General features: G+C 47.8%; 11 protein-coding genes and 1 pseudogene. 10 read left to right on the top strand and 2 right to left on the bottom strand.

Annotation, left to right across the window (positions count from 1 at the left end; translation table 11 throughout):
* The first annotated feature begins 112 nt into the window (after positions 1-112).
* The 6 genes and pseudogenes from rlmN (at position 113) to AC286M_RS19385 (ending at position 4,543) form a co-directional block, all read left to right on the top strand.
* A complete protein-coding gene (rlmN, locus tag AC286M_RS19360; RefSeq protein WP_488205946.1) occupies positions 113-1,228 on the top strand; it encodes a dual-specificity RNA methyltransferase RlmN in 1,116 nt (371 codons plus the stop codon).
* A 442-nt stretch (positions 1,229-1,670) separates the two neighbouring features.
* Positions 1,671-2,569, top strand: a pseudogene (locus AC286M_RS19365) (ISAzo13 family transposase).
* 58 nt (positions 2,570-2,627) lie between these two features.
* A complete protein-coding gene (locus tag AC286M_RS19370; RefSeq protein WP_488205947.1) occupies positions 2,628-3,233 on the top strand; it encodes a CAP domain-containing protein in 606 nt (201 codons plus the stop codon).
* A 120-nt stretch (positions 3,234-3,353) separates the two neighbouring features.
* Positions 3,354-3,599, top strand: a complete 246-nt coding sequence (locus AC286M_RS19375; protein ID WP_488205948.1) for a UPF0175 family protein — start codon at positions 3,354-3,356, stop codon at positions 3,597-3,599.
* Positions 3,596-4,090 (top strand): PIN domain-containing protein, encoded by a 495-nt coding sequence (locus AC286M_RS19380; RefSeq protein WP_488205949.1) that lies wholly within the window; start codon positions 3,596-3,598, stop codon positions 4,088-4,090. The genes AC286M_RS19375 and AC286M_RS19380 overlap by 4 nt, the downstream gene beginning before the upstream one ends.
* A 93-nt stretch (positions 4,091-4,183) precedes the next feature.
* On the top strand, positions 4,184-4,543 hold the full coding sequence (locus tag AC286M_RS19385) for a hypothetical protein (protein WP_488205950.1): 360 nt from the start codon (positions 4,184-4,186) through the stop codon (positions 4,541-4,543).
* Positions 4,544-4,618: 75 nt separating this feature from the next.
* On the opposite strand, the gene AC286M_RS19390 is transcribed toward AC286M_RS19385, so the two are convergent.
* Positions 4,619-5,431: a hypothetical protein gene (locus AC286M_RS19390; protein ID WP_488205951.1), complete on the bottom strand. Its 813-nt coding sequence runs from the start codon at positions 5,429-5,431 to the stop codon at positions 4,619-4,621.
* Between the two features lie 637 nt (positions 5,432-6,068).
* Complete coding sequence (locus tag AC286M_RS19395) at positions 6,069-6,551, bottom strand: GNAT family N-acetyltransferase (RefSeq protein WP_488205952.1); 483 nt, start codon at positions 6,549-6,551, stop codon at positions 6,069-6,071.
* A gap of 154 nt (positions 6,552-6,705) precedes the next feature.
* Between AC286M_RS19395 and AC286M_RS19400 the strand changes: the two genes are divergently transcribed.
* The 4 genes from AC286M_RS19400 to AC286M_RS19415 all read left to right on the top strand — a co-directional run bounded on the left by AC286M_RS19400 (position 6,706) and on the right by AC286M_RS19415 (position 12,413).
* A complete protein-coding gene (locus tag AC286M_RS19400) occupies positions 6,706-8,574 on the top strand; it encodes an ABC transporter ATP-binding protein (RefSeq protein ID WP_488205953.1) in 1,869 nt (622 codons plus the stop codon).
* A gap of 205 nt (positions 8,575-8,779) precedes the next feature.
* A complete protein-coding gene (locus AC286M_RS19405; protein ID WP_488205954.1) occupies positions 8,780-9,196 on the top strand; it encodes a cupin domain-containing protein in 417 nt (138 codons plus the stop codon).
* Positions 9,197-9,370: 174 nt separating this feature from the next.
* Positions 9,371-9,811, top strand: coding sequence for a response regulator (locus AC286M_RS19410; protein WP_488205955.1), 441 nt, complete (start codon positions 9,371-9,373; stop codon positions 9,809-9,811).
* A 223-nt stretch (positions 9,812-10,034) separates the two neighbouring features.
* Entirely contained in the window at positions 10,035-12,413 is a 2,379-nt protein-coding gene (locus tag AC286M_RS19415) for an EAL domain-containing protein (protein ID WP_488205956.1), read from the top strand.
* Positions 12,414-12,416: the final 3 nt, after the last annotated feature.

The raw sequence follows: 12,416 nt of genomic DNA on the forward strand, positions 1-12,416 counted from the left end.
TTCTATCGAAATCTAGCGTAGTGCAAATTGCCGCCAACCTGAATGTCTGAGGCTACAACGAATCTGAAAGTCTGCTCTAAGATAGAGATCCGTTGCAACGCATTCCTTTACTATGGCTGTCCCTCCTGTTTCGGCTCAATCGGACTCTCCTGAACTCGATTTTGCCGCCCTTTCTCAGACTGAAACCGCATCCACTTCAGCCAATGAACCTCCACTACTGGGTCAAACCCTGGATGAACTTACTGCTTGGATACAAGCGCAGGGACAGGCTGCCTATCGCGGTAAGCAGCTTTACCAGTGGATTTATCAGCAGGGGGCGCGATCTCTAACCGAGATTTCGGTCTTTTCCAAGCAACTGCGATCGCAACTGGCGGACTATCCCGTTGGCCGCTCCGAACTGCACTATCGTTCGGAAGCACCGGACGGCACGATTAAGTTTCTGCTCAAGCTTCAGGACGGTCACATCATTGAAACGGTGGGCATTCCCAGCGGCAGACGGCTGACGGTGTGCGTCTCGTCTCAGGTGGGCTGCCCGATGGCCTGCGATTTTTGCGCCACGGGTAAGGGCGGATTCATTCGCAATTTGGCGACGCATGAAATTGTCGATCAGGTGCTGACGGTACAGGAAGTTTTTCAGGAGCGGGTATCCAACATTGTGTTTATGGGCATGGGTGAACCGCTGCTGAATATTGATGCCGTGGTCAATGCCGTGCGCTGTTTGAATCAGGACATCGGCATCTCTCAGCGCTCGATCACAATTTCAACCGTTGGTATTCCGGGTCGAATTCGCCGTTTAGCGGAACACCATTTGCAAGCAACTCTCGCTGTAAGTCTCCATGCTTCCAACCAAGCGATTCGGGAGCAACTTATTCCCAGCGCAAGGCAGTATCCCCTCAAGACTCTGCTGGCCGAATGCCGCGACTATGTGCAAATTACAGGGCGGCGGGTCACGTTTGAATATATTCTGCTGGCGGAACTAAATGATGAGCCAGAACATGCGGCGGAACTGGCACAGCATCTGCGCGGTTTCCAGAGTCATGTGAATCTGATTCCCTATAACCCGATTGAAGAGGTGGACTACAAGCGGCCCAGTCGCCAGCGGGTGCAGCAGTTTGTCGATACGCTGAAGGAACATCACATCGCCGTCAGCGTGCGCCAAACACGCGGTTTAGAGAAAGATGCCGCCTGCGGGCAGCTTCGCGCTTCCCGTGTAGCGACTCCCGCGTAGGGTGCCGTTAGTGCAGCGCAGCGAAACGTAACGTACCACTCCATACTAAGGATCGTGGATTAAATAAGATGTAATTTTACCGTCTGTATTTGTAAGCTAGAGCAATAGAAGATGAAGCAGAACCTGAATGCAACCCTACCCTGCGCCAATTGAAGCTCAAATGCAACGCTATTATCAATCGTTGTCTGAGAAGGATCGTCGTCGCTATGCCGCCATTGAAGCGATCAAACTCGGATATGGTGGGCAAGCCTATATCCGAGAGTTGTTCGGATGCCATCATGCAACCCTAGCGTTGGGACTGGCAGAACTGGATGATGAACCTGCTCTCAAACGGGAACGGATTCGTCAAGTGGGAGGTGGACGGAAGTCAGCATTTGAGACCATTGAAGGGCTAGATGCGTCATTTCTGCAGGTGTTGGAGCAACACACGGCGGGTTCACCCATGGATGAGACGGTGAAGTGGACTAATCTCAAGCGCCATGAGATTGTGGCCTTGCTGAAAGAGGACGGAATTGACGTGAGTGTGACGGTGGTCGATCAGTTGTTGGAGCGGCACAACTTTCGTAAACGCAAAGCGGTGAAAAGACTGGCAACTGGGGAGAGTGAACATCGCAATGAACAATTTGAGCGGATTGAGCAGTTGAAAGGCACCTATCAAGCTGCTGGCAATCCCGTCATGAGTATGGACACAAAAAAAGAGAATTAATTGGCAAGTTGTATCGAGCGGGGCAACTGTACACTCAAGAGCAGGGAGTCGAAGTGTTTGACCATGATTGGGCAACGCTCGCAGAAGGCGTCGCTATTCCCCACGGACTGTACGACTTGAGCGATAATATTGGCTACATCCAGATCGGCACGAGTCATGATACCAGTGAGTTTGCCTGCGAATCGATTCGCTACTGGTGGAACACCTATGGCAAAGCACGCTATCCCCTAGCTGGCTCGATTTTGCTGCTTTGCGATGGTGGGGGCAGTAACAGTTCTCGCTACTACATCTTTAAGCAAGACTTGCAAGCATTGGTCAACGAGTTAGGGATTGAAATTCGCATTGCTCACTATCCCCCCTATACCTCCAAGTACAATCCAATTGAACACCGCTTGTTTCCTCACGTCTCAAGCAGGTGTCAAGGGGTAATTTTTGAGAGTGTCCAGATGGTAAAAGAGCTGATGGAAAAGGCAACCACTCGCACAGGTCTCAAGGTCTTTACGACGATTCTCGATAAAATGTATCACAAGGGTCGTAAAGTTGCTGAGGACTTCAAAGCCAACATGAAGATTGTCTTCGACGAGCTTCTGCCGCAATGGAATTACACAGCAAAACCAGAATTACAGGTTATTTAATTCACAATCCTAAGCAAAAACGGGAATCCTAGTAAAGTTGCGCTGAGTTCATACCTATATGGTTCGACGACATCGGGCGAGAGCGAAGACTGGCTATCTGTTGCCTCAAAAATGGGCGATCGGGCTGATTACTTCAGTTTTCCTACTGGCTGCTTTGGTGGACTCCAGGGAGCTGTTCTATTTCTCCAATGGCAGTGGTGAGGCCGACTGGCGCATCGGCGAGCCAACCGTGACGGTGTGGACAGCGCATCAAACGCGATCGCAAGATGAACTGAAGCAATTTGCGCTGGAGTTGGCCAATCGCGATCGCACTTTGAACGGCTTGTCTGCTCTTGTTGAAGATCCACTCTTATCACAAGCTGCTCAGGGACATGCCGAAGACATGCTCAAACGAGACTTTTTCGATCACGTTTCACCGGAAGGGAAAACACCGACGGATCGATACGTTGCAGCGGGTGGCGAAACCGGAGCTGGAGAAAATATTGCTTATTTCTGGTTCAGTATGGGTGCTAATCGCACCTATGGCTTAGCAGAAGAGTTTCAAAAAGGCTGGATGTACAGCGACGGACACCGCGAAAATCTGCTCCGGCCTGAATATACGCACTTCGGCTATGGCATCTACGTTGATTCCGGCAAAGCCTATGCGGTGCAAATGTTTCGTTGATTATTGCTAGGTGCGATCGCATCTTTCACTTTAGATAATTGCGATTTCCTGGAATTCCTTGTATTCCTTTCAGATCGCTTATCCTTATATCACAACAGCCTATTCTTTTCAGTTAAACCCATGAGTGTTGTAATTCCTGATGACATCCTGCGAGCGGTCAAAATGACTGAGGATGAATTGACGCTAGAAATTGCCATCATGCTCTATAAGCAGCAAAAAATTAGCAGTGGCAAAGTTCGATCTTGGACTGGGTTAACCGTGCTTGAATTTCAAAGCGAGTTGGCAAAGCGGGGATTGTGCATCAACTATGATGTGGAAGATTTTCAAGCAGATGTTGAAACGCTACAGTCGTTAGATTTGTTGTGATTGTTGTCAGTGATACCTCGCCGATTACGAATCTTGCAGCTATCGGTCAGTTAGATCTGTTGCGTCAACTTTACTCAACTATCGTCATTCCCTTGGCCGTTTACAACGAGATGGTAGCTGTTGGGCACCCTGTCCCTGGAACGGTTGAAGTACAGGCTTTCGCTTGGATTCAAACTCAAACAGTGGCTGATGCACAAAGAGTTAGTGATCTTCAAAGTGGACAAGATGATATCGATTTAGGTGAAGCTGAGGCAATTATTTTGGCTTTGGAACTAAAAGCTGAGTTACTTTTGATGGATGAGCGACGTGGTCGAGCATCGGCTGTAAATTATGGACTTAACGTAACTGGGCTACTGGGTATTTTATTGCAAGCTAAACGTAATGGTTTGATTCCAGCTATTAAACCTCTGATTGATCAATTGATTGAGGAAGCGAACTTTCGAGTGAGTAGTCAACTCTATACAACTGTCTTGAAGACTGCGAATGAGTAGGATTATGTTTCAGGCTCTACGGAAAGTGGAATAAGAAAATGGTACAAAATCCAGGAAATACTGCAAGGTCAGCGGAAACACATTATCCAGCTTTTGCAACAGTTGACCGATGATTGTCTGACCAATAATTATCAAATGCTGAAGCCGGAAATGAAGCAAATTGCTGAACAGTATCCGGGTTCGGATGATGAGTTTGCGTTTGTAGAAGAACTTAAATTATTGATTGCCAGTATTTCAGGATATGCAAAGCAAACTCAGGCAACAGGGGATACGAGGCAAATTGAAGCGGCTATTGCTCACTTACACCAGCTACAAGTGTTTACAAATAGCGCAGTAGCTCGGCTTTATGCGGAAGCGAGAGAGCAATACCCCAAGGTGCAGGCTTATCTACAATTATTGGATTATTTACGGTTTCTGATTTTGGAGTATTTGCAGCTTCAACAAACAATATAGCCAGTTTATACATAAAATCCTAATAACATGTTTGTTTGTCAGAAACATAGTCTTATAAGTATATAATTTCGCGAATCAAGTTGTTGAGTTTGGATAAAAAATTGTTTCTCTTCTAGGCAGTTGACTTGTTATGTATCCTTGAATACAGTTCTCATATTGAGCCACTGATTTTTCAACAAGAGCCATTTGAGCTGAATCATTTCTACTAAATTCATATGACTGTGCTGTAGTATTAAAGTATCTATTAAGCTCAAAGACTGTAGGATTTTTATGTACAAAGCCATGAGCGATGAGATTCCGGCTGGCTTTATACAGTGCTTCTACTTGAATAGCATCATGATGCTCATGATTGATTAGCTCGACTAAAGATGCAAGTCCTATTAGCCTGGTAACAGAGTCTTTCAAGGCCAATACGTCGGTATATATTTCTATGTACTTGCCTATATTTGGCATTTCACTATAAACGTGTTCAAATCTATCTTTCGTTAAAAAGTGAATTTTCTGGAAGCTTGATTGCGACGATGTATTTATTAAGTCAGAGTATTTATATATGTTTTCTTCTCCAGAAGAGACATTTCTTTCAGTCAACTGGGACTGCCATAACATCAATCTGGCAGTGTCAATATATGAAACATATCTGACAGCATAGAGACAATTATTTAACTCTGTACTCAATTCTTCAAAGAGACACTTTATATCTTCTTGTTGCTCATCATATCTTTGCTCCAAAACCAGCGCATCAAGCAGTTCAGCTTCAACTTTACCCAGCAAATCATGATTTCTGGCGCTATTATGATGAATGTGCCACAGATTTTCTCTCCACTCGCTTTCGGAAGTCGCTACGTTAATTCTGGCGCTCAGTGGTACTTCTAGCTGATATCTATACATTTGTTACTTCATAAAATATAAACAATGGCTGAAATTCATTGCTACTTAACTTAGTTGAGTGATATGCCTCTAATCTGGTTGAACTCTCTTTGAAATATTTACTAAAAGCTTCAGATAAAATCCAAGAAACTCCACTGTATCTTGTATGATTAATATCTCAAATTCCACAAATTGCTTTGCAAAAGCACAACCTGTTTTTGTATAAAATTTTTGCCAGTAATCTAATTTGCGATGCGGTTCAGGGATCGCCTTTGGCAGATCTGAAAGCCCTGGTAGATTTGACTTGAATACATTGTAGACGGTTTCAATATAATCTACAATGCACCATTTTGCTTCTCGAAAATAGCTTGTTCAATCGTAGCGCAATCGCAGATCTAGTAGGTTAGATTGAAGCATGAAACCCAACATCAGCATGGAGTATGTGTCGCCAATCTGACTTGCAAAAGCTAATTGTCTAAAACGCGATACAGTTCTGCGATCGCAAAGTTCAGAGCAATGCTTTTTAGTCAAATCAAATCATCTGCCTTATAGACGACGACTTCCCAGGTGTTTTCAGATGTACGGTGGCGTGGGCTGATGTAGTGTGGAACGGCAATCATTGTGGTTTGCCATTAGAGACAGTTAGATTGGCTTTATTTTAGCGAGTAACCTCTTGTCTCAAATGCAGCACGCCGACCCAGTTCCCTTTTGGCGTTTGGGCTAGATCCATTGCGTAGGGCTGAAACCCCAATCGGGCATAGAGCAACAGTGCAGGCGTATTGGAATTCATCACCGAAATATGGATTTGCGGGAGCTGATGGTGTTCGGCGACTCGCGCCATCATGTATTGCAGCAATTGCTTACCCCAGCCGCGTCCGCGATAGTCGCGATGGATAATCACATTGCCAATGAATGCCCGCTCTCCTGGCACAACGTTATAGAGATTGGCAAACCCAACGACGGTATTCTCATGCTCTGCCACCGTTAGGTCATGCCGCTCACATTCAATCTGCTGCATCTGCTCAACCGTCAGCGGAAACTTGCTGCGGGGGCAAACCAAGAATAGCTCATCAGCATCGGCAAACAGATGGCAAACAGCAGGATAGTCAGTAGCAGTGGCAGGGCGTAACTTGAGTTCCATCGCGTGGGTAGGGTGGGTAAAAGATATATGGCAGTATAGATGTTTGCACCTTTTGGTGATTCAAACATGCTGTTTGTATTGGGAAAGAGTGCAGCCTCTATCCAACACAAACAACAGCTCAAGCACACTTTGCACCTTTTGATGGCGTTGAAGCATGAAAATTTCAGGGAATGGTCATCGTGCCGCCGCGAGTGCCGCGCAAATCCGAGTGCGATTGCAACAGCGCAACTATAAACCGCTGCCCTCATCAGCGCATCCGCTAAAGCGGCTCATGTACTACGGGCGCTCCTATCGCCGCTGGATGGGGCTGGCCAGCCTCTGTTCGGTGTTGAACAAGATTTTTGACCTAGCTCCCCCCGTGCTAATTGGTGTGGCCGTGGATGTGGTGGTGCAGCAGCAGGATTCGATTATTGCTCGCTGGGGCGTCACCGATGTCTTCAGCCAATTGGTGATTCTGTCGATCCTGACTCTGATTGTTTGGGGGCTGGAATCAGTGTTTCAGTATGCCTACGAGTGGCTGTGGCGCAATCTGGCCCAGACGATGCAGCATGACCTGCGACTGGATGCCTATAGCCACTTGCAAGACCTGGATTTGTCCTACTTTGAATCCCGCAGCACGGGCAGCCTGATGGCGGTGCTGAACGACGATGTCAACCAGCTAGAGCGGTTTCTGGATCGGGGTGCCAACGACATCTTGCAGGTGACGACAACGGTGATCATTATCGGTGCCGCCTTTTTTAAGCTGGCTCCTAGTGTCGCCTGGATGGCCATGTTGCCGATGCCGTTTATCTTCTGGGGTTCGATTGCATTCCAGAAAAAGCTGGCTCCTCGCTATGCCGACGTGCGCGAACGGGTTGGCCTACTCAATAGCCAGCTTGCCAATAACTTGGCGGGTATCACCACCATCAAAAGCTACACGGCTGAAAACTACGAAATCGCCCGAATTCGCGACGAGAGCAATGCCTATCGGAAAAGTAATCGAAATGCGATCGCACTTAGTGCGGCGTTTGTCCCCCTCATTCGACTTGTCATCCTCGTAGGCTTCACAGCTACGCTGCTCTATGGCGGTCTGGAAGCGACTCGTGGCAATCTGTCGGTCGGTACGTACAGTGTGTTGGTGTTCCTCACTCAGCGCTTACTGTGGCCACTGACGCGACTGGGCGAAACGTTAGACCAGTATCAGCGAGCGATGGCGTCTACCAACCGAATTATGAATCTGCTGGATACGCCGTTTGCTATCCATCCCGGCAACAGAGCGTTGCCGCTGGCGGATGTGAAAGGCGAAATTCAGCTGCGCGATGTCACGTTTGCCTATGACACAGGCGCACCCGTGATCAAGCATCTGACGCTCAGTATCCCAGCCGGACAGACCATTGCCGTGGTTGGCTCCACCGGATCGGGCAAGAGCACGCTGGTGAAACTGCTGCTGCGCCTCTATGAAATTCAGTCCGGCAGCATTACTCTAGACGGGCTGGAGCTTTCAGACATTCATCTGGACGATCTGCGCCGCTCCATTGGCCTGGTTAGTCAGGATGTGTTTCTCTTTCACGGGACGGTCGCCGAAAACATTCGCTACGGCAGCTTTGATGTCACGCCAGCAGAGGTGATGCAGGCCGCTAAGATGGCTGAAGCCCATGATTTTATTGAACAATTGCCCAGTGGCTACGACACCATTGTCGGGGAACGGGGGCAGAAGCTCTCCGGTGGTCAGCGACAGCGTTTGGCCATTGCCCGCGCCCTGCTGAAAGATCCGCCGATTTTGATTCTGGATGAGGCGACTTCTGCGGTTGATAACGAAACGGAAGCTGCCATTCAGCGGTCATTAGATAAGATTACGCAGCACCGCACCACAATTGCGATCGCACATCGCCTCTCCACGATTCGCAACGCCGACCGCATTTACGTCATGGAATACGGCGAAATTGTCGAACAGGGCACCCACGAGCTGCTGCTAGAGAAACAGGGTATCTACGCTGGTCTCTGGCAAGTTCAAATGGGTTTGCACAAACAGACCCGCGTTTAAAAGCTCTCGCCTCAATGAACGGTGATGTAGGGGGAAATGGCCATTTGCCCTGGCCTGATTGCCCCTCTTTCATTCTCATCTACTCATATCAAGTCTGTGTATAAGAACCCAATTTATAGTTTGAGAAAAGCTGACCAAGTCAGCTTTCCTCAAACTATAAATTATCGGATTTTGCACCATAGCCAACACTAAAAGAAGGTCTCTCATGCACCCACCTAATCTTCAGCCTAACTTCGATGCCGAACTTGTCACCATTCGCCCTGAAGCTGAAGTGATGACCCGTCAGCGGCTGCCGTACTTTCTAGGCATTTCCGGCTCAACTGCAGACACCACTGGCCTGTCGATGCACTTGGTTGTGATTCCGCCTGGAGCAACCGCTGCACCCCACTTTCATCAGGGCTTCGAAACGGGAATTTACGTGCTAGAGGGTGAAGTCGAAACCCGCTATGGCAAAGAGTTGGAAAAGTCGAGCATCAATCGGGCCGGAGATTTCCTTTACATTCCGCCGGGTGTGCCGCATACAGCCAGAAATCTCAGCCAAACTGACCCCGCTCGCGCCATTGTCGCCCGCAACGATCCCAATGAGCAGGAGAACGTTGTGCCTTATAGTATTCCATCTTGAATTGATTTGATTGGCCAGATTAGAGGGATATAGGCGTTGTCAGGTGCGATCGCAGATTAGCAAGTTTAAACGCTTGCCAGATAATTTACGTGTATACACTGATCTTTATGTTATAAATAAGACAATGGGTGCTGCGTTGTGCAGGTAATTTATCTCATCCATATGGTCTTAAACATGGTCATTAGTCCGTCCCGTCTGTTAGTCGTCGAAGATGATCCGAACGATGTTGAGCTGATCCGCTTAGCACTTGAGGATTATCCCTTCATTAATCAAATGGATGTTGCGGAAGATGGAGAGCAAGCCTTGCTGTACCTGTTTGGTCAAAATGGCGATGTTGCCCCATCCCGTCCGCTGCCTCGGATGATTTTGCTGGATTTGAAGCTACCCAAAGTTGACGGCATTCAGGTTTTAGAAGCGATTCGCCAACATCCCCGCACCCAAAACCTTGTCGTTGTTGTCATGACCTCTTCAGCCGAAAATCAGGATATCGAAGCCTGTTACGAACTGGGTGTCAATAGTTACGTGATTAAGCCACTCGATTTTCAGCGATTTCAGGAGGTGTCTCAACAGGTTGGCCTCTATTGGATGCAGATCAATCAAACGCCCCGACTCTAACTCGCGTTTGCCTTGTATCCAGAGGGATCGTGTGGCTGCTCTATTGTGGCGACAATTTGTTACAACAAAGGGTGGCGAAAATTTGTGACGACAAAATTACCCTCTTAGGGGCTTGGAACACAACTCAATAATGAGCTATAAGACATGAAGTTTACATTCAGTTTGGTACTAGCTGAATGATTTAAGATGTAAAAATTGGCGGCAGGATAAAACGGAACCATCCATGATGAGTGGAGATGCGCCGAGTAACAGCCTCGTTCAACCCTCAGTACAAGCAGTACAAGGCGTGACAGTACAGGAAGCCTTGCCCTCTCCACTCAACGTGCTAATTATCGAGGATGTTCCTGAAGATATTGAACTCATTGTGCTGACGCTAGAAGCCGCGCAGATATCGTTTACATACGATGCTACGACTGTTGCCAGCCAGTGTCAGACGCTTTTGTCTACGCAAACCTATGATGTGGTGCTGTCCGATTATCGGTTACCGAATCTGAACGGGCTGCAGGTGTTTGAGCTGTTGAAGGCATCTAGGCAGGATATTCCATTTATTTTGGTAACGGGCAGCTTGGGCGAAGAGGCTGCCGTTGAATGTATTAAGGCAGGCATGACCGACTATGTGCTCAAGGATCGGCTGTTTCGGTTGCCAACAGTGCTGAAGCGAGCGCTCCAAGAATTTGAGCTGCGTCGTCAACAAAAAGCTGCGATCGCACAAATTGAGCAGCAGGCCAAGCGAGAAGCCATTGTCAATCGCATTGTGCAGGCCATGCGGCAAACCTTGCTGCTAGAAGAGGTGCTGCAAACAACGGTTGATCAACTGCATGAAGTGCTGCAAGTCAATCGGTGCGGCATTTTTCAGCCTAATATTGAGCTATCCGCTCCCTCAATCATCGGGTATTTGAGTTATCTCAGTGACGATCGTGAGTCGCTGCTAGGGAATACCTGTGCGCTGTATGAGCATTATCGCAACGCATTGAATACCGACCAGCCAGTTGTCATTCATGACATTTACTGTGGCGAGATTCCGCCTTCGATTCAAGCGATCTCACTCTCCTACGGTGTCCGTTCGACCATCATTGTGTCTCTGCTGTATCAGCAAACCTATTTGGGCGGCATTTGCCTACAGCAGTGTGACCGTCAACGCCATTGGACAGACGATGAAGTGGCGTTGGTCAAAGCGATAGCCGATCAATGTGCGATCGCAATTCATCAAGCAAAGCTCTATCAGCAGGCTCAAACTGAACTGGCTGAGCGGCAGCGGATTGAAGCCCAACTGCGCCACGATGCCTTTCACGATGCCCTGACCGGACTGCCCAATCGAACGTTACTCATGAGTCGCTTGGAACATGCGCTGCATCTGATGCGGCGACGGTCGCTTCGTCAGCCAATAACGGATTGCTTACAGTTCGCGGTGCTATTTCTTGATCTAGACCGTTTTAAGGTGATCAACGACAGTTTGGGGCATTCTGTTGGTGATCGGCTATTGAAGACGGTGGCTCAGCAGCTACAGTCTTGTCTGCGTATCGGTGATACCGTTGCGCGCTTGGGCGGCGATGAGTTTGTGGTGCTGTTAGAAGATATCCAGTCGGCCACTGATGCTATTGAAGCCGCCCACCGCATTCATACGGTTTTAAAAGCTCCGATTGTGCTGAATGGGCACGAAATTTTTATTACTTCTAGTATTGGTATTGCCCTGAGTGCAGAACACTACACGAACCCCGATCAGCTTCTGCGCGATGCTGATATCGCCATGTATCGTGCGAAAAGACGAAACCGGGGGCAGTATGCAATATTTGATGTCTCTATGCATGGCCATGCCCTCAACCAGCTTCAGTTGGAGAGTGATCTACAGCGGGCCATTGAGCGTCAAGAACTGCGCGTTTATTACCAACCGATTATCTCTTTGGAAACAGGACGTATTACTGGATTTGAAGCGCTTGTTCGCTGGCAGCATCCTGAGCGCGGCATGATCCAACCCGATGAATTTATCCCGGTCGCAGAAGACATCGGGTTAATTACGTATATTGACTTGTGGGTGCTACAAGAATCCTGCCGCCAGCTCCGCCTTTGGCAACAAGAATTCGAGCTGTCAGTTCCGCTAGCGATTAATATTAATCTGTCGGGTAAGCAGTTTTCCAATCCTAAATTAATCTCGCAAATTGATCAGGTTCTGAGCGAATTTGATATTGCGGGATCTCAATTAAAAGTTGAGATTACCGAAAGTACTCTAATTGAAAATGCAGAGGTTGCTGCCAGCATTCTCGATCAAATCCGTGCGAGACAAATCGATGTTTGTCTAGATGATTTTGGCACAGGTTATTCGTCACTGAGCTATCTACATCGCTTTCCAATTGATATCCTCAAAGTTGATCGATCGTTTATTACGCTGTTGGAAAGTGACGTAGAAAAATTGGAGATTGTCAAAGCAATTGTCAATCTTGCGCTCAATTTAGACCTAGATGTCGTTGCCGAAGGAGTTGAAACGCCACGGCAGCTTTCCTACTTACAGTCGATCCAGTGTAAGTTTGGCCAAGGCTACTATTTTGCCCCGCCATTAGATAGCAGCGCAGCTTCAGCCTTATTACAACAGCAGCAGGTTACTTAGGTG

The sequence above is a fragment of the Thainema salinarum CENA647 genome, from assembly GCF_057732415.1.